Genomic DNA, 19,981 nt, shown 5'->3' on the forward strand with positions numbered 1-19,981 from the left:
TAACTTACAAATACGCGATTATTTCAAGCGAGTAAGCATTGCTTTGATACGTTTGAAATCTCCTGAATGCACCATAGATGCTTTACGAAGATGACGACGTTGTTTCTTAGTTTTTCCGTGGAAACGGTGAGAAGTGTAAGCACGGAAACGTTTAAGTCCACCAGAACCTGTACGTTTGAAACGTTTAGCTGATGCGCGGTGTGTTTTTTGTTTTGGCATGATATTTTCTCCTTTTTTTAACTTTCTGACAGATTATTTCTTGTCAGTTGCTGGGGCCAACTGCATGAACATTTGACGACCATCCATTTTAGCACGTTGTTCGATGATAGCAATATCTTGAGTTGCTTCAGCGAAATCGGCTAAAACTTTTGCTCCAATCTCTTTATGGGTAATCATACGACCCTTAAAGCGAATGGAAACCTTCACTTTGTTCCCTTTTTCAAGGAACTTGCGAGCACTGCGAAGTTTCGTATCGAAATCACCCTTATCAATAACTGGACTCAATCGAACTTCTTTCACGGTCACAACGCTTTGTTTTTTGCGTTGTTCTTTTTGTTTCTTCTGGTACTCAAATTTGAACTTACCGTAGTCCATAATTTTCGCAACAGGAGGTTTAGCTTGAGGTTGAATGAGAACCAAGTCCACATTAGCGTCGTCCGCAAGTGCTTGCGCTTCACCAAGTGGTTTGATACCCAATTGTTCGCCCTCAAGACCGATTAAGCGAACTTCACGTACACGAATTTCATCATTGATGAATAAGTCTTGCTTTGCTATGGTTTTCACCTCTTTTTTTATTTTAGAGAAAAACAAGAGCGGACTTGCTAACGCAAATCCGCTCTACATGATTATAGTTCATTTCTGAAACTTGATCTGTAGGGGCCAGACAACGTTAGTCGCAAGGCGAGAAGTTCTCACTTCTGCTTTTCTCATCTTGTATATGATATCAAGTTTTTCCCTACTTGTCAAGATAAAAATAATCTTTTTTAATTCTTTTCTAATATTTGAATTTAATTTCAACTATTGGTTACGAGAATAGTATATCTCATGTGGTTTTACATGATTCCCTAGTAACTCAGAGACTGTAACAAAGCTATACCCTTGTCCCTGCAAATATTCAATAACTTTTGGTAGTGAATTTACTGACGTCTGGTGAATATCATGCATCAATATAATAGAACCATCAGTCGTCTGACGTTGAATTTCTGTTAAAATAGCAGCTTCGTTTTTACTCTTCCAGTCTAAGCTATCGACATCCCACATAATAAAGCTCAAATCGAGACTATTACGGATATCATCTGAGATGGCACCGTATGGTGGGCGCATCAATTTTGAACTCTTTCCGAGAACACTAGTGATTGCTGATTCTGTATCCGTAATTTGTTTCTTAGCATCTTCTAATGAGAGTTGTGTTAAAACTGGATGGTTCCAACTATGATTTCCGACTTCATGCCCCTCAGCCTGCATACGTTTGAGGATAGCTTCATTACCTGCAATATTTTTCCCTTGGACAAAGAAGGTAGCTTTGATTTTGTACTTAGCTAAGATATCCAAGGCTTGTGGTGTTGTATTGCCATCGGGACCATCATCAAAGGTAAGAGCTACCACTTTTTTATGTTTTTCTGCTTGAACTTTTTTATAAAGTTCAGCATCTTTTTCTGTTAGATAGGATGTTTGAATATAGTCAAAGAAATCTGAAATAGGCATTGCTATTTCTTCTACATTAGTCATTGCTTTGACTGGATATAGAACCAATTGACTATCTTTGTAAGCAAACTTCCAGCTTGACAATTCTGCAGCTGAGAAATCAGCTAAAACTTGGTCAACTACTGATTGATCTACTTTTTTATCTTGGAGAGCTGACTTAACACCCTCAAGGATTTTTTCTTTAGCTGTGGATGGGTCTGTAAAGAGTTGATCCAAGGTAAAGATAGAGCCATCCTCTTTCAGATACAGCTGGTCTAAAGTAGTATTTTCTAATTCAACGACATTAGAATTTGCTAAGTCATAGGCCTGTTTTTTAATCAAACGATTTTCAACCCCAGTTAAAGAGGAATCCCCTTTTTCTGAGTAATAAAAAATTAACTGTTCTTTACCTTCTACTTTGTCAGTGATGTCTTTTACGATGATATCTTTGACAGGGGAAATAAGGCTGTCTCCAACTAGTGGATAATAGGTGATAATTTCCGATTTCTCTTTGCGGAAATGCTCTTTTTGACTTCCTTGGGAGTAGGCGTCATCTTTTTCCTTCTTGAGACTCTCAATCTTCTGTTCAAAGGCTTGTTTATTCAGCACTTTATAGGCAATCACACCACCGAGTGCTAGCATTGTGAAAAACAAAAGCAAGACAAGAATGCCAAGTTTTTTATTGTTTTTCTTCTTTACTTTATTCTGGGGTAATCTCTTTTTTGTCATAGTCTTATCATATCAAATATGAGCTATAATTTCAATGAAAACATGGCAGGGAAAGATTTAAAATAGGTAAAGAAAAGTAAAAGAACCCTAGAAAAATCTAGGATTCCTTTATAAATTAGAAACGAATACTTTCTCTTGTTTTTTCATAAGAAGTAACGAAGCGATTGGTAACACCAGGCTCAGCAACTTCTAATGCTTGAGAGATTTTTTCGAAAGATGCTTGATAATCAAATGTTGTTTCAAAGATATTCAAAGCTTCCTGGAAAGCTTGTTGAATACGATCATCAAATGATCTATAACGGTTCGAATATTGAAGCAATTGTTCTGTCAAAGTTGCATTTTGAACGATACTGTATGTTTCTTCTTCCAACATATTCATATCATTTGTCGCAATCTCAAGGATGCGATTAACAGATTCGATATTCACTTGCGCTTGTTCCAACTCAGCCATCAAGTCTTCTGTACTGTGACTTGCATCAAAGAAGAGCTTCAAGAATTTTTGTGGAATTCCTGGAAGATTTCTCTTCTCCATGTAGCGTTTAATCGTATGCAGACGGTTGACATATACATTTGCTTTTTGACGAGCATTGATGTCATCTTTTTCAATTTGAACGAGACGTTCACTAACACCGATTTGGTTATCTTCAATATCTTTTAATGTAGATTGGAGATTTTCCAGACGTTCTTGTAATACAGAATATGCTTCTGAAACTTCTGACTCTGCATGAGTCATTTCTTCAATAGTAGCATTCAAGGCTGAGATATCAGCTTGAAGACGACGAACTCGATTCACATCGCTTTCTGAAATCAAATAGGTTTTTCCAAGACGTTCGATATCTTTAACTAGTACCTGATTGTTTTCTTTCAAGTGTTTAAGATAGGTAGGAAGGGTAGTTACCAATTTCTCAAAAGCTTTATGGGCTGCAATTTCACGAGTGAAAATATCATAAAGTGCATTGATTTCTTCTTGGATTTGAGTGTTTTCATACTCTGCATTATCCAACTCCAATGTACGGATATTTTCGTGATTATTCTTCAAGGCTTCATAGAGAAGTTGAAGACGAGATTCGATATCAGTTTCTACAAAATGGTAGTTTTCATCTAAAAGCTTGCGGTAACCAGCTTCTAAATCTTCAAGTTGTTCTGGCAATTCAGTAGTAAGCTTAGTGACAATCGCTGGAATTCTTTCAACGATATGTGTCAAAGCCAAAATATGATTTTCAGCGTTATCTAAAATCCCTGCTGCTTCAACCGGATCCCCTGATGAATTCAAAGTTACAAATTGAGAAAACTCAGATTGGATGTTCTCCAATTGTTTTTCAATTTCTGGAAGAGCTTGACCATATTTTTCAGGATCTTCAGCTACAGTGTTTTGTAGTTTCTCAAATAAATCTAGGGCATGCAGAACACGTCCACTATTTTTTGACTCTTGTTTTTCCAACTCAGACAAGGCATTGCGAATTGCTGCAATATCTTCTTCAACAAGTTGGATTTGACTTTCAATTTGATCTATCTGGTGCTTAGCTTTCAAGAAACGGAATGAGTTATTGTATCCTTCAGCTTCAAAGAGATTATTCTCAATATCTGCAAAAGAGTTAAGAGACAAATCTACCCATTTTTGGTTCCATTCTCTAAAAGCAACCTGACTTTGACCAATCAGATGCATGTTTTTTACAACCTCTACCTCATCATTAACAGGAAGGTTATATAGTTCTTCTTTTTTTTCTTCTAAAGCTACAAGTCTACTCTCATTTCGTTTACGTAGCAAAATTGCTACTGCAAAAGCAATAAGAAGCAGGACTGCAATTCCAATCAAAGTAATAATCAACTGATTATTTGACATATCAAACTCCTTTTATACATGACACAATTGTAATGATTATATCATATTTTTCAAACCTTGGGAACTATTTCCCAATATTTTTATACGTCAAGAGTACTGTAAACAGCGTTTTCTTCGATAAATTCTCGACGTGGTTCTACTCGATCACCCATGAGCATATCAAAAATCTTATCTGCTTCTGCTGCGTCATCTACTGATACACGAGCCATGAGACGATGTTCAGGATTCATAGTAGTTTCCCAAAGTTGGTGGTCATCCATCTCTCCAAGACCTTTATAACGTTGAATGGTTGGTTTAGAACGACCTTCGCTATAGCGAGCTAGGGCTTCTTGTAGGCGGATTTCTTGGTCTGCTCCAGGTTGAATATACTCTTTAATCTCACTACCAACTTTGACACCGTAAATTGGTGGTTGAGCGATATAAACATAACCAGCCTCTAGAACAGGTTTCATATAACGATAAATCAGAGTTAACAAGAGAGTACGAATATGGGCGCCATCGACATCGGCATCTGTCATGATAACAAGTTTTTGATAGCGAGCTTTGCTAACATCGAACTCAGCGCCAAATCCTGTTCCCATAGCTGTGAAAAGACTGCGAATCTCCTCATTAGCAAGGATTTTATCCATAGTTGCCTTTTCAACGTTAAGGATTTTACCACGAATTGGTAAGATGGCTTGGAACTCACGATTACGTCCTGATTTTGCAGAACCTCCTGCAGAGTCTCCTTCGACGATGAAAAGTTCAGTTTCAGCTGGATTGTTTGATGAGCAGTCCGCTAATTTTCCTGGAAGATTTGAAATTTCTAAACCAGATTTCTTACGTGTAACTTCACGCGCACGCTTGGCAGCAACACGCGCTTTGGCAGCCAAAATCCCTTTTTCAACGATGCGCTTCGCAATCTGTGGATTTTCCAAAAGGAAGTCAGAAAATGCATCGCTGAAGAGGCGATTGGTAATCTTCACAACTTCACTATTTCCAAGTTTAGTCTTAGTTTGTCCTTCAAACTGAGGGTTTGGATGCTTCACAGAGATAACGGCTGTCAATCCTTCACGGACATCCTCACCTGTTAGGTTATCTTCGTTATCTTTTAGAAGTTTGTTTTTACGAGCATAGTCATTGATAACACGAGTTAAGGCTGTACGGAAACCTTGCTCATGTGTTCCACCTTCATGGGTATGAATATTGTTAGCGAAACTCATGACATTCTCGTGGTAGCCCGTTGTGTACTGCATCGCAACTTCGACTGTGATATCTTCCATTTCACCATCCGTGTAGATTGGTGTATCAAAGATAACATCCTTGTTTTCGTTAATGTACTCAACGTAGCTCGCAATCCCACCTTCGTAGTGATAATGCTTGGTTTGTTCAAGTCCTTCACGTTTGTCAGTAATAGAAATTTGAAGCCCGCGGTTCAAAAAGGCTAACTCTTGAATCCGTTTATTTAATTTATCAAAATCAAATGTCGTTGTCTCAGTAAAAATTTCTGGGTCTGGAGTAAAGTGAACGATTGTTCCTGTTTTATCCGTATCCCCTATCACCTCAAGGTCTGCAACAACATGTCCACGACGGTATTCTTGGTAGTGAATCTTTCCATTTTTATGAACGCGAACATCCAACTGAGTAGAAAGAGCATTTACAACCGATGACCCTACACCATGGAGTCCACCAGATACCTTGTATCCGCCACCGCCGAATTTACCTCCGGCGTGAAGAACAGTAAAGACTGTTTCAACGGCAGGACGTCCTGTTTTCTCTTGGATATCAACTGGAATTCCACGACCATCATCGATAACTGTAATGGAATCATCAGGTTCAATAAAGACCTCGATATGACTAGCAAATCCTGCCAAGGCCTCATCAATAGAATTATCTACGATTTCCCAGACTAGGTGGTGAAGACCTTCTTTGGCAGTTGAACCAATATACATCCCTGGACGCATACGAACAGCTTCCAGACCTTCCAAAACTTGAATTTGACTGGCATCATAATCTTGTGCCTGTTGGTTTTTAATATCTTCTGTCATTTTTCCCCTTTTTCTTACATGTCTATTGCTTGTTTTAAGGACACAACATCCTCAAAGAGATAGGCATCTAAGCCTGCAGCATGTCCTGCTTCTACATCAATGGCACGGTCACCAATGACTAGACCTGACGTTATATGATACTTATCACGTAAATAAATCATCGATTCAGGATCAGGCTTGCGTTTAAAACCTGAACTAGCCGTCACTACTTCTGTAAAGTAAGGAGCTATCTCAGTTTTCGCTAGAATCTCCAATACCTGATCGTTTCGATGAGAAACCAAGAAGTTACGGCCACCTTGGTCCGAAATATTTTCTAAAAGAGTAGGAATCCCATCAAACAAAACTGGGTGCTCCAGCTCACGGGCTTCATTTTCCTTATATTTTTTAAGAAAGTTTTCAATAGCTGGAGCATACTTTTCGATGGCAAAGGCAGTCGAAACCTTCAAAGCCTCGTAAACACTATCGTGTTCCTGCTCAATCCCGAACTCTGCTAATGTTTCTACAAAAGCTGCTGTAGAAGTTTCATAATTATCAAGCAGGGTTCCACCTAAATCCCAGATGTAATCGTGATATTTCATACCCTTCATTATACCATTTTTTATAAAAAAAAGCGATGTTTACCTTGGTTTTTGCCATTAAAAAAGAGAAGAATCTTCTCCATCAAGAAAGATTCTCCTCCGTTTGTTCATTATTTTTCAAATAGGTCTGTGTAGAGCATGCTATTTCTTAGAGACTCAGCATCTCCTCCTAGTATTTCAACCAAGTGGTAAGCAAAGGCTAAAGCTGTTGCTGGTCCACGACTCGTAATGATATTTCCATCCACTACGACTGTTTCTTTGTGGTAGTGACCGTCAGCAATTTGTTCTTGGACTCCATCATAGCAGGTGAAGTTTCTTCCTTCTAGGAGACCCGCTCGATTCAAAGCGATTGGAGCAGCACAGATAGCTGCCACCTTTTTACCAATTTTCTCAAATTTTTGAAGTTCAGAGATTAATTGTTCATTGTCCCGCAAGTGGGCAGCACCAGGCATACCTCCTGGAAGGACAATCATGTCATACTCTGATAAATCACCGTCAAACACTCGATCAGCTTGAACTTGAATAGCATGTGAACCTGTCACTTTATCTTCAAATCCTACCATATGGCAGGTGATATTTGCGCGGCGCATGACGTCTACGACCGTCAAGGCTTCAATTTCTTCAAAACCATTTGCTAGGATAACTGCAACTTTAGGCATAGCGACCTCCTTATTTCACTTTTTTCAACACGACTTTTTTACGTTTGAATCTTGTTCGACCACTCTTTTCATCAGCTAAATGAGTTTGGTAGCTCATCGATAACAGCAAACCGACACCAATTAGATTACTGATAATAGCGGATCCCCCTTGGGAAATAAAGGGCAAAGGAATCCCTGTCAGAGGGAGAAGACCAGTAACCGCACCTATATTTTCAAAGATATGGAACAAGAGCATCATGATAAATCCAGTTGAGATGTAGGTATAAAATTGATTATTGGATTTTAGGGTAATCTTTAACATGCGATAGATGAGCAGTAGGTATAGTGCAACCACTACAACTGAACCAATAAATCCAAAATCTTCCGCAATTACTGTGAAAATCATATCACTCTCGCGGACTGGAATAAGGAGATTAGACACATTAAAGCCTTGACCAAAGATACCACCGCTACCAATCGCGATTTGACCCTGAGCCTGTTGATAAGTAGTCGTTTGGGCATAATCAAAGGGATTGAGCCAAGCAAGGATACGATTAATCTGATATGTCGGCATCCCAATTTGGTGCATAAAGGCACGCCCGTCTTTTGTGATAAAGATTGCTAGGAAGCCTGCAATCGCCGATACAACTGCTACAAAAATTGGAATAATAATCTTCCAAGAAACACCAGACAATAAGACAAGTCCTGCAAAGATTGCAACAAAAACCATAGCTGTTCCAAGGTCACTTTGCAAGGCTAGTAAAACCATAACTGGCATCGTGAAAACGATCATCCACAAAATCAATAGAAAATCTAGGCCAATCGTTCGTTCTTTGTCTTTATGTTTCTTGGTAAAGGTTACGATAACGTATGCCAGCATTAAAATATAGGAGATCTTCATGAATTCGGAGGGTTGAAAGAGTGTATAACCACCGATTGATACCCAGTTTTTCGCACCAGTTGCAGCTACTAAACTCGGGTTGTAGAAGACTAAAGGCAAGACCATCAAGACTAGACCGAGTCCATATAAATAAGGTGTGGACTGCCAGAGAAATTTTGTGTTAAAAAACATGACTATGAAGCTAAAAACAATCCCTAGCGATATCCAAGCCAGTTGTTGTCCAAGTATGGGCCAAACATTGTTTGGGTAGTCATGACTAACTGCTATATAAATAGCTACAACTCCAATCACCAACAAACAAAATACTGGTAATATTAAACTATAATCGACCCTAGAGTCGAGAGAACGTTTCATAAAAGGCCTCCTTCATTCTTTCAGGTATTCATTTCATTGTTTATTTAAAAATTCTTGAACTTTTGAGAATACTTGCTCTCGGCTAATGACTCTAACACGATTGCTTCGAGCCAAAGACTTGCTGATTTGCTTACCATAGCGTTTACTTGCCATGCGGCTATCTAGAATCAGAACTGCAGAGCATTGCCCCACTCGACGCATGGTTCGTCCAATCGCTTGCTTGAGGCGAATAATTGCCATAGGAAGCTGGTAATCGTAAAAAGGATTCTTCCCTTCCAAACGCAGTTCTTGATTCATCTTTTTAGTAAAGGGATCTTCTGGATTTTGGAAAGGCAAACGTGTCACCACTTCAATCACTCGAGGATGTCTTGAAAAATCGACACCTTCCCAAAAACTTCCCGCCCCAAGCAAGAGCTCACGCTCGCCTCTTTCAAAGCGTTTTTTCAATTGGGCTGGTTCTCCGTGCTTGTACTGGGCCAGATGGGGAACCCTCAAAGCATCTGAAACTTGCAACAATAAATCTTTTGCAGTAAATAAAACTAGAATGGGTTCTTCAAGCTGGAATAATTCTTCTAGAACTTCTCCAATTGCTTGTGCATATTCCTCAGATGAAGTTTCTGTCACCAACGGAAAATCATTCACCACCAAGATTTCCTGATTTTCCTGAAACTGTTCGTCCATGCAGTAAAAGGCCGCTTGAGGAAAACCTAACAATTCTGGTAAAGAAACCCTACTACTAATTTCAAGGGTTGCAGAGATTCCTAAAAGTTGACAGGATTCTGGGAAAATCTGAGAAAAGAGCAAACGATGATTGCGACTAGAAGTGATTTCAACCTTCTTACTAGACACATCTGAAGTCGATAACCAAAATTCTCCCTCAGATGTAAAAAATCTCTGATAGTCTTTAAATTCTGGTAAGTTCAACTCAGAAAAATCTTGGCGGAGCTTGTCAATGCTACTAGCTGGGCACATCTTCCGTTTACCAGATAGAAACTGATCGAGTAGGTAAGAAACTTCAAAACGAATACTTTCTAGCAAGCGTCTTTGAAGCATACCTTCTTCCCTCAATAGAGCTTGATCTAGTTGCTCCACCAAATCTGTTAGCAAATAAGATTTTCGAGAAAGATTTTCCAATGTCAACAAGATTTTCTGGGCTTCATCTAAAATCAAGAGACGCCCTTCTAAGAGACTAGGATCATCTTCAAGTCGAGTAACGAGGTAAGCATGATTGGTCACAAGCAACTTGCAAGAACGAGCCTTGTCCTGACCTCGTTTCCAAAAATCCTCTAGCCAAAAGAGAGAGTCTTTGTGAAGGTTGCCATCATGAACCAAGTTCGGTAAAAACTGCTGGTAGCGATATAGCTGACCAATTTCGTCTAAATCTCCTGTATCTGTCTCTGTCAACCAAACTAGAAGTTGCATCTTGAAACGAGTATACAAACGATTGGACTCTTCTTCCTCTAGCGCTGCATGAAAGGCATCTAGCTTCAAGTAATTCTGAGGACCTTTAAGACTATGAATAGAGATATGGAAAATCTCTTCTAGTTTTTTAGCCTCCTCTTGCATCACCTGATTTTGAAGGATTTTAGTCGGAACACTGAGTAGGATTCCCTCTTCATTCTCAAGTGACAAGGCCGGCAGCAGGTAACCATAGGTTTTCCCAATTCCTGTTTGAGCCTGAATAAAGGAAATGGCTTCCCCTTGTAAAAACTCTTGAACCTTTTGGGCAAATTCTTCTTGTTGACTTCTCTCTTCCAAACCTAGCAAGGCAATATTAGTTTGGAAATCTTTTGAGAGTTTGCGTGGAGAAAGGACTGGCTTTTCTTTTCTTAAGAATAAGCCCTGCACTTCTACCAAATCATGCTCAACGAGAAGAGACTGCTTCTGATAAACCTCCTCGATGACTATGTAAGATTCATAGAGTAAACTGTCTGATAAACTCAATAATCGCTCCAACAACCCTTTTGGCAGTCCAAACATCTTTTGTCTCATACAAAGAAAGAGTTCTGCTGTTGCTTGGGCATCAGATAGAGCTGAATGGGCTTGCTCTAGAGGAATCCCCAACTCTTGGCAAAGAATGCCGAGATTATACTTCTCAAGCTGAGGGTAAAATATTTGAGCCAATTCCACTGTATCGATACGAGGCGTGCGCAATTCATAACCCTCAAAAAAGAGGAATTCTGCCAATAAATTAGCATCAAATTGAACATTGTGCGCAACAAAAATACCGTCTTTGACCAGTTCAAAAATCTTTTCAGCCACCTGAGAAAACTCTGGAGCCTTTGCCAAACGTTTATCAGTCAAACCCGTTAATTCTTTGATATGAGAATCCAAGCGTTCATGAGGGTTGACATCAGTAGCATACTGTTCAACAATCTCACCATCTTCAATGACTACAATTCCCACTTGGATGATTTTTGCCTTGCTTCCGGTACTTGTTGCTTCTAAATCTACAACCACATACCGATTATTTCTAAAATTCATCACTAAAAATTATATCAAAATTTGCACCATTTGACATCCCTGAACTTTATTTGAAGAGTCAAGTTTCTTGCAAGTTTTTATAAAAAATGATTGAATAGAATTGTAGAAAAGGAGGGAACTCATGAACCCATTAGATTTGTTTAACCAAGTAAAAGAACTCATTGAGAACAAAGATTTTTCTGCAGCAAAAACTTTTGTTGAAGAAAACAAGGATCAACTCGGTGAGTACCTAAGCCAAGCACAAGCTTTGGTCTCAGGATCAGAAGGACTTGACGGTCTTGTAGATAAGGTCAAAGGCCTCTTCTAATCATCAAAAGACACCTGAAAAATCAGGTGTCTTTTTGTATTTTTTTCATAAATGCAGGGATATGTTGACTAATCGTGGTTGGCAGAACTACAAAGTTGTCCTCAGATAATTTTTGAGCAATTGCTGAGTGCAGATAGGTCGCTACTGTCACTCTTTCATAGAGATTTGCTTGGAGAAATTGCCCTGCGAAGCCAGCAATCATCCCAGCCAGAGTATCACCCATTCCCCCAGTCGCCTGATAGGGACCACCAACACTCAACTGATAACAATCAGTTTGACCATCTTGCCAAATTCGGGTAGCAGGACCTTTTTGAACTAGAATCGTTCCTGAAGGAAATCTCTTCAAGGCCTCCCCTGTTTCATCGGTTCCTTGGGAATCCAAATCTAAGCCTGACAAGACTTGCCATTCCCTTTGGTGTGGAGTTAAAACAAGCTGAGCCTTAGGAAATTTCATTCCCGTCTTAGCAAAAATGGATAGAGCACCACCATCCAGTATGAGGGTCTGGTCTTGATTTGAATGATGAAAAACTGTTTGGAGAAGCTCTTCTCCACGCTCATCATGCACTAGTCCAGGTCCGACCAAGACAATATTAGCTTTCTGCAACTGTTGCTTAAGTAACTGCTTATCATCAAGGTCAAAAGCCATAGCCTCTGGCAGATGGCTATGTAGAGCTGAAATATTCTCTTTATCCGTTGCTACTGTCACCAATCCTGCGCCACTTCTAACCGCCCCTAAAGCAGCCATAATAATCGCTCCACCATAAGGATACTTTCCCCCAATCAAGAGAAGACGGCCGTAGTCTCCCTTATGACTAGAACGAGGACGCTCGATGATTACTTTTTTCAGTAGAGCTTGATTAATGACTTTCATAAGCTACTCCTTCATGCTTGTTCTTACTTTCATTATACACCTCACTACCCAATTAATAAAGGAGAAGACTATGTAGTCTTCTCCTTTTTTATAATAATCAGCCTTTTAAGAATAGTGAGTTATGAATCATTATTCTTCCTTGCGTTTCCCATTTAGGAATGCTACTGATAAGGCTAGACTGAGACCTGCTAGGAAAATTGCTGTATCTGATAGACTTTCCCCAGTTTCTGGAAGTCTTGCTGAGTCTGCTTTTTCCGAAGCATTTCCAAGAACTTGTGAAACCTGAGTCTGCTCAGCAGAAGCCTGAGTTTCTGAAGGTTTATCAGATAAACCTCGAATATCTGCAACAGGTTTATCGATTGTTGGAGCCGCTTGGTCTCCTGCGGTTCCTAGAGTTCCTGTATATTCTGGGAGTTCGTTCTTGTCTGCTTGCACAGCATTGACTCCACCCTTGAATTCAGGTACTTCATTTGTAGCAGTTTCAACCCAATTAGCTCCACCCTTGAATTCTGGCACTTCATTTGTAGCAGCTTCAACCCAATTAGCTCCGCCTTTAAACTCTGGTACTTCATTTGTAGCAGCTTCGACCCAATTAGCTCCGCCTTTAAACTCTGGTACTTCAAGAACTGGGGCTGCTTGGTCTCCTGCAGTACCGATAGAGTTGCTATATTCTGGGACTTCTACTATTGGGGCTGGCTCATCACCTACAGTTCCAATAGGGTCCGTGTACTCTGGAACTTCAAGAACTGGGGCTGGCTCATCACCCTTGCTACTTGTAGCAACTGCTTTCACTCCTACTTCAACAATTTGATCTTTTGCATCTCTTGTTTCAGTGTGAACAACCTTACGACTTGTTCCTAATACTTCGACGTAGTCTACCTTTTCTCCATTTTGACCTTCTGAGACGATACGACGTTCATCTTTGGCTAAATCACTATTCTCACGAATAATTTCCTTGAATGGAATGACAGCTTTCTCAACTTCTAGACTTGGACGGTCTAGAACAAGAGCTTGGTCATCCACTGCATGACTAGCTTCTGAACCAGCTTCAAAGTGAAGGCGATATTCTTTCACAAGACTACCATCTTTAGCAAGGAGTCGAACAAGTGTTGGAAGGTTGCCTTGATTTGACTCAACGACAGTCGCTACACCGTGACCGCTTGTTTGGACAGTCACCTCTGGTTTCGCTCCATTAGAGGTTAATCGATATTCTGAAACCGCAGGATCAAAGTTTTCCAATGCTTTTCCATTAATTGAAATTGTCACTGAAGGTGTTTCTGAATCACTGGCTTTGGCTGGAGAATATGCACTAAACTCGACCATTGCGAGACCATTAGTGGTTGATTTGCGAGTCATACGTGCGCGAATAGCGGTTGTCTGAATCGGATCAAAGGTAAATTCGATTGGCTTACCAGCCTCGATTGCTCCAGATGCCTTATAAGGAATTTCTTGCCAATTTTCTGCCTTGTTAAACGGATGATCCGCATTTTCTTCATAACGTGAAATGGTGCTTGGTTCAGAATAAGTTGGTCCAACATATCTTTCGAGTACCATTGTCGCTGGTGCATCTGTTCCACTGTCTTTGAAGAACTGAATTGCTACTTTTCCTACAGAGCGAGGTGTAATCTGACCGTTCTTCTTAAAGAGAACTCCTACCGACACTTCCTGATTTTTTGGCGTACGAGACCAGTTAGTCCAACGTCCATCCTCATTAAATCGCCCATCGTTGATATAGAAGATTCTATCATTAGAAGCGGCATCGGTATCGTTTGTAGTAGAGGCAAAGGCTTTAGAATCAGTCGCATTATTGCTTGCATTCTCAGAGATAACCTGATTTCCTCTTGCCAAAACGGTTACTTGCATCTTAGTTGTCAAGTCTGTTCCTAGGATATGACCAAGCACTTCAAAGGTACCTTCTTGGTCTGTCGCATGTTCAGGGACTGCATCCCATTCTACGGCTAGTTTATCTGTAGTCCAATCTGTTTCTGATGGATAGTAGACTGTCACTTCTGTAGGTAATTGAAGCTTATCGCCAACACTCAATGTCATGGCAGCATTTTCGGCAGCTACTGGTTGCGTAGATTCTTTTTGATCATCACGGAAAATGCGATACTCTTTCAAGATGGTTCCGTCTTCTGCCTTCAAAATGAGACGTGTTGCTCCTTCTGGGCTTGTAGCAGGGACAATTGTTACCAAACCATTGTCGCTTGCTGTTGCAGTAATCACTTTACTAGTTTGCGGAATATGGTAGTCTGTCTTAGACGGATTGAAATGTTCTAGCTTCTGACCGTCTACTCTAATAGAAATTTCTGAACTTGAAGCAGCTGGAACTTTATTTCCCAAGATAGTGATTTCGGTCAAACCGACACCATCCGTTCCATTTGCTTTCTTCATGCGAATACGAACGGCATAGGTCTCAACTTTGTCAAACGTAAAGTGGTTAGTTTGACTTGCGGATAATTGTCCTGGGGCTTTAAGATGTTCAACTTCTTTCCAGTTAGCAGCATTGTTAAATGGATGTTTTGCATCTCCTTGAGCATGATTGACATCAGTTGGCAAATCTGGAATTTCTTGACCAACGTAGTATTCAATAACATATTCTTTTGGAAGTCCAATCGCACCATCAGTATAGAAATCAACTGAAAGATTGTCGACAAAGCGCTTGGTCAAATCGCCTGAGTTACCAAACAAGATAGATGCCCAATCGTTATCTGTATTTGTTTGCCATGTTGTCCATCGATTTTTGACATCTGTATTGGCTCTTGAAACGGTCAAGTCGTTCAGAGCATTGGCCGAATCATCTCCACCAGTATTGGATACAATAGCTGCTGGCAATTGTGAACCTGTCCATTGTTTCGAGATATTATTTCCCGCAACAACCTGACTGGAAACACGAACATGAGCCTTGGTAGGCAGAGAGCTACCAACCAATTGACCTTTGATTTCAAAGATTCCTTCAGTTTGACTAAAGTTAGCTGGCACCTTATCCCAAACGACATCATTATAGACAGTTGTTCCATTAGAATGGTAGGCACGAACGTTAGCTGGTAATTGAACCGTTTCACCCTTAGGAAGAGTCAGGCTGATTTCTTCTGCAACCTGCAATCCTTCAACAGTCACATTTGCCACAGCTTCAATATCTGTTCCTTCTACATGACCTTTTAGGGTAAAGCTATGATAACTAGCGAGTTCTTTTTCATCCACCTTGTCCCAAGTTACAGATAGCTTACGAGGCAAACCTTTGTCAAATTCTGCTCCGATTTTATCAGGCAAGATTGGTTGCTGATTGATATCTGTAGAGATTGAAACAGGATGAAGCTTAACAATTTTCTTAGCTACTTTGTTTTCTTTGATGACCACTACGGTGGCTACAGATTGAGTCTTATCAGTTTGATTGTCAATACGAGGTGTGAGCGTCACACTACCTTTAGTGTAAAGTAGCAAGTTCTGTCCGTTTACTTCAAGATGCCCACCATCAGTAGAGCTAGCATCCAAGTGAATATCTGATGCTGAAAATTCAGTCTGTGTACCATCTTCGTAATGCCCAATGACATGATAAGGAAGGACTTGGTCTTCTGTTGCATTTTCTTTACCTTCTACACTTACTTCCAAGCGTGTCAAGGCAGGGGCTTCTTTCACAAACTGAATCAAATAAGTTTGAACTAAATCGCCCTTCTGGTCACTCAAGAATACAGAAGCCTGATAATCATTAGCTGCTGAAGCTTGTTGAACTGTTACCTGATAGCCTCTTGTTTGTGCTCCGACACTTGGAATCTCAGCACTGTAAGGAAGGGATACTCGGTAGTAGGTCTTTCCAGGCTCAAAGTTTTCAAGAGTCTTATCTCCAACCGTGAGACCTGTAACAGTACTTTCGGTTTCCTGATTACTTGCGATAAAGGTTGCTGTCACCTCGTAGTCATTTCCTACTAATTTACCAGTTGCTTCAGTTCGTCCACCTTCTTTTGTCAAGGCAGAAGGATCTTTCAAGGTCCAAGAAACGACATCCGCATCAACCAAGTTACCATCTGACAAAACAGCCGTTACCGTTTTATCCAAATCCTCTGTAGCTGTACCAACTGGTACAGTTGCAACTTTAGGCAACCACTTATCAAGAGCAATGACCTTAACAAGGGCTTCAGCCTTAGCTTCGAGACCTTCCACACTACCAAGAACTTTTTTCTCACCAGCACTTGTAAGGAGATCATCTGGGATTGCCCAAACCACAGATTTTTCTTCGACACTACCATCACTATAAATAGCTGTTACTGTCTCTGGTAGTTTTGGATTTTCGCTGACATCAGTAGTTGCTTTAACAGGGGCAAAAGCGACAAAATGACGATTTTCTTTTTTTCCTGAAACGGTTGTAACCGTCGCCTGATCAGAAGCTAAACCTGCAGAATCAGCATAAAGAGTAAATTTTCCTTCTTTTTCAGTAGATTTTACAATGACGACACCTTTACCATTGAAGGCTTTTCTTTGCCATGTACCATCTTTCTGAGCTTTATAACGCTCACGGCTAGCTTGTTCCCCATTGTCCACACCAACGATTTGCCCTTGCCCGTGAAGATTGAAATGAACAAGATTGTTAGCTGTTGGAACGACATTGCCGTCTTCATCAACAATTTCATAATGGATATAAGACAAATCTTTACCGTCTGCAGTGATAACATGTTCTTCCTTGGTGAGACGAACTCTAGCAGGTTCTCCTGCTGTTGTTACACTGTCACGCGCAATCTCTTTACCATTTTCATCACGAGCAATAGCAGTCAAGGTACCTGGTTTATATTCCACCAACCACTCAAGATACAATTCACCAGGGTTTGCACCTTCATGATAAGGTCGACCATCCGCAGTAGTTTTCTTGGTAAATTCCTTCTTGCCAAGGGACTCGTTGTTCAAGAACAATTCTACGCTAGCAGCATTTGAGAATGTCCGAACTGGAACCTTGCTATTGATAAGCATATTACGTTCCTTAAGCGTTTCATCAGTCCAATTCCAGTGAGGCATGATACGAACAGTTGGTTTTTCTTTGGCACTATACCATTCACTACGGTAAAGGTAGAAATCATTCTTAGGCAAGCCTGCCGTATCAATGATACCAAAGTAAGAGCTTTTTACTGGTGTATGATCTTGGTTATGCCAAGGTGTAGGCTCACCGATATAGTCAAAACCAGTCCAGATGAACTGACCTGCATAGCCAGCACGATCACGGTCAAAGGTCCAAGATTCAGTAGCTGTTCTACCCCAGGCTACACGGTCATTACCATAGTCGGATTGTTCATAATGACGATTTGGACGATTATCGTGATAGAGATTTTTAGCAGGATAAAAATAGGAATCACGTGTTCGAGTTGCTGAAGACGTTTCAGAACCGTAGATTAACCAATCTGGATGGGCTTTACGAACAGCATCGTAAAAACGCTCCCCATAGTTCATACCGACAGCATCCATGATTGCTGCTAATTTTAAGAACAAGCCCGTAGAAGCACGACTGAATTTATTTTCACCCATAGTCACATAGCGCTCTGTATCAATTGCTTTGATAACAGCTTTCAAACGCTTGGCTGTTTCTAGTGAACGTTCTCCACCATCTGCTTCATCCACTTCATTACCGAGTGACCACATAATGATTGAAGGATTATTTTTATCTCGTTCAACCATGGTTCTCAGATCAAAATCAGACCACTTTTCACCCTTTTTGGCTTCTGGGTGAGTCGCATCTTGGTCAAAGAAGCGTCCATAGTCATAAGTTTTCTTACCACGATACCAAGTATCAAAGGCTTCTTCTTGAACCAAAAGTCCTAGACTAGCAGCAGCATCTAGCAACTGTGGACTTGCTGGATTGTGGGTTGTACGAATAGAGTTAACTCCCATATCTTTCAGGAGTTTTAATTTACGGTAGGTTGCCTTATAGTTTTCTTCTGCCCCCAAGGCACCATTATCATGGTGGATACTAACCCCGTGGAATTTCATTCTCTCACCGTTCAGTGAGAAGCCTTCTTTAGCTGTCCAGTTAAAATAACGATAACCGAAAGTATCTTCTGTTACATCAACTAGCTGACCTTCATTATAAACCTTGGTTTTCAAAACATAGAGCTGAGGATGGTAGCTTTTGGTTGTCCAGAGAGTTGGCTTATTCACTAAGATTGTTTGCTTAAAGTCAGCTGTCTCATTTCCTGCTAGGTTCTTGGTTACAGAACGAACCAAATCTGAAACAGCCTTACCTTCCTTAGTAAAAATCTGTTGCTCCACAAATACCTTGGCTAGAGTCTTGGCAGTATTTTTGATCTTGCTTTGGATTTGAGTTTCAACATTGCCATCTTTTTGTTGAGCTAATTTCGGAGTTGTAATATGATTTCCATTTTCAGCCACCTGCACCTTGTCACGATAGCTAAGCGTCACATCACGATAGATACCACTTCCTGAGTACCAACGACTACTTGGTTGCTTATTGGTAACTTGAACAGCAATAGTATTCTCACTGCCATCTTTATTTAAAAATTCAGTGATATCATATGAAAAATGATTGTAACCACTTGGATAATGACCTACAAATTTACCATTGACATAGACCTTAGAGTCCATGTAGACACCGTCAAAGTTGATCCGAACATCCTTGTCCTTGGCAGCTTCGTCTACAGTAAAGGTCTTACGATACCAGGCAGTACCACCATTTAATTGACCACCCTCATTTCGAGCAGGAGACTTGTGGTCAAAATCAAAATAGATACTCCAGTCATGAGGAAGGTTCAACTTAGACCAGTCATGAACGTCCACGTCTTTCTTAGAAAAATCACCCTGAGCATTTAATTTAAAATACCAGTCTTTATTGAAATTTTGTTTTCTTTCCTGTAAAAGTTGGTCTTCTTTTTCTTTCTCTTTGGTAACTTGAGGTAAGTCTGTTGAAGATGTTTTTTCTTCCTTAGCCTTATCGTCAGATACCGGTTTATTCTGATTAGCTTCAGCAGTATGTTCTTCCAAAACTGCTGGCTTTTCAGTACTCACTTCAGCAGCAGGTTTTTCAGTTTTTTCTTCCTTAGGACTAACTACTTCTGCTTCCTTTTTTTCCTTAGGACTTGTTTCCTCAGTTACTTTATCTTCAGTTACTGGTTTTGCTGCTTCATCCGTATTTTTTTCTTCTTTTTCGGTAGCGGAATCTTGTGGGACATTTTGCTCAGCTTTTGCAATGGCTGCAGCTAGATCATCTGGAAGTTTATCCAAAGGTTGAACTTGATGAATTGTTTCTTCAGTAGTACTTGACGTTTCAGTTTCGGCTGCTTGTGCTACCTGAAGACCAAAGATACTAGCTCCAATCATAACCGAAGCCGCACCAATAGCAAATTTACGAATACTAAAATGACACCGTTTTTCAAAAAATCTCTTATCCATTATGGTTCCTTTCTAAGTTTTAGTAAGCGATTACATTTTTCCTCAAAAAATAAACCTCCTTCTAGACGCTTACTTATTTTTGCATATACATATTGATACTTTTAATATATCAAAATAGTAGAAGTTTTTCAATAATTTGTAGAAGTTTTACTGGAATTTTAGTACAAATAGAGCAAG

The 19,981-nt window shown here is 40.1% G+C and carries 12 protein-coding genes and 1 other annotated feature; of the genes, 1 reads left to right on the forward strand and 11 read right to left on the reverse strand.

The annotated features are described in order from the left end of the window. Positions 1-18: 18 nt before the first annotated feature. The 9 genes from rpmI to HMPREF9423_RS08110 form a co-directional block, all read right to left on the reverse strand. Positions 19-219 (reverse strand): 50S ribosomal protein L35, encoded by a 201-nt coding sequence (gene rpmI, locus HMPREF9423_RS08070; RefSeq protein WP_001125942.1) that lies wholly within the window; start codon positions 217-219, stop codon positions 19-21. Between the two features lie 33 nt (positions 220-252). Then, complete coding sequence (infC, locus tag HMPREF9423_RS08075; RefSeq protein WP_004253871.1) at positions 253-783, reverse strand: translation initiation factor IF-3; 531 nt, start codon at positions 781-783, stop codon at positions 253-255. A 15-nt stretch (positions 784-798) separates the two neighbouring features. Further along, positions 799-929, reverse strand: a sequence feature (ribosomal protein L20 leader region). Between the two features lie 88 nt (positions 930-1,017). Then, entirely contained in the window at positions 1,018-2,412 is a 1,395-nt protein-coding gene (gene pgdA, locus HMPREF9423_RS08080; RefSeq protein WP_006148852.1) for a peptidoglycan-N-acetylglucosamine deacetylase PgdA, read from the reverse strand. 115 nt (positions 2,413-2,527) lie between these two features. Beyond that, positions 2,528-4,255, reverse strand: coding sequence for a septation ring formation regulator EzrA (ezrA, locus tag HMPREF9423_RS08085; protein ID WP_006148853.1), 1,728 nt, complete (start codon positions 4,253-4,255; stop codon positions 2,528-2,530). A gap of 80 nt (positions 4,256-4,335) precedes the next feature. Then, entirely contained in the window at positions 4,336-6,282 is a 1,947-nt protein-coding gene (gyrB, locus tag HMPREF9423_RS08090) for a DNA topoisomerase (ATP-hydrolyzing) subunit B (protein WP_006148854.1), read from the reverse strand. A 14-nt stretch (positions 6,283-6,296) separates the two neighbouring features. Next, positions 6,297-6,860 carry an HAD family hydrolase gene (locus HMPREF9423_RS08095; RefSeq protein WP_006155616.1) on the reverse strand — a complete coding sequence of 188 codons (564 nt, stop codon included), beginning with the start codon at positions 6,858-6,860 and terminating at the stop codon, positions 6,297-6,299. 110 nt (positions 6,861-6,970) lie between these two features. Continuing rightward, entirely contained in the window at positions 6,971-7,519 is a 549-nt protein-coding gene (locus HMPREF9423_RS08100) for a DJ-1 family glyoxalase III (protein ID WP_006148856.1), read from the reverse strand. A gap of 10 nt (positions 7,520-7,529) precedes the next feature. Beyond that, the gene (locus HMPREF9423_RS08105) at positions 7,530-8,753 is read right to left on the reverse strand and encodes an FtsW/RodA/SpoVE family cell cycle protein (RefSeq protein WP_006148857.1); all 1,224 of its coding nucleotides are present in this window, start codon (positions 8,751-8,753) and stop codon (positions 7,530-7,532) included. Positions 8,754-8,786: 33 nt separating this feature from the next. Continuing rightward, positions 8,787-11,237, reverse strand: a complete 2,451-nt coding sequence (locus HMPREF9423_RS08110; RefSeq protein ID WP_006148858.1) for a bifunctional DnaQ family exonuclease/ATP-dependent helicase — start codon at positions 11,235-11,237, stop codon at positions 8,787-8,789. Between the two features lie 121 nt (positions 11,238-11,358). On the opposite strand from HMPREF9423_RS08110, the gene HMPREF9423_RS08115 reads away from it, so the two are divergent. Further along, positions 11,359-11,544, forward strand: coding sequence for a hypothetical protein (locus HMPREF9423_RS08115; RefSeq protein ID WP_006148859.1), 186 nt, complete (start codon positions 11,359-11,361; stop codon positions 11,542-11,544). Positions 11,545-11,566: 22 nt separating this feature from the next. Here HMPREF9423_RS08115 and HMPREF9423_RS08120 read toward each other — a convergent pair whose 3' ends face one another. Both HMPREF9423_RS08120 and HMPREF9423_RS08125 read right to left on the reverse strand, forming a co-directional pair. Continuing rightward, positions 11,567-12,415 carry an NAD(P)H-hydrate dehydratase gene (locus HMPREF9423_RS08120; protein ID WP_006148860.1) on the reverse strand — a complete coding sequence of 283 codons (849 nt, stop codon included), beginning with the start codon at positions 12,413-12,415 and terminating at the stop codon, positions 11,567-11,569. Positions 12,416-12,544: 129 nt separating this feature from the next. Further along, entirely contained in the window at positions 12,545-19,804 is a 7,260-nt protein-coding gene (locus tag HMPREF9423_RS08125; protein WP_006148861.1) for an SIALI-17 repeat-containing surface protein, read from the reverse strand. Between the last annotated feature and the right edge of the window lie 177 nt (positions 19,805-19,981).

The organism is Streptococcus infantis ATCC 700779, assembly GCF_000187465.1.
GTDB classification, from domain to species: Bacteria; Bacillota; Bacilli; order Lactobacillales; family Streptococcaceae; genus Streptococcus; species Streptococcus infantis.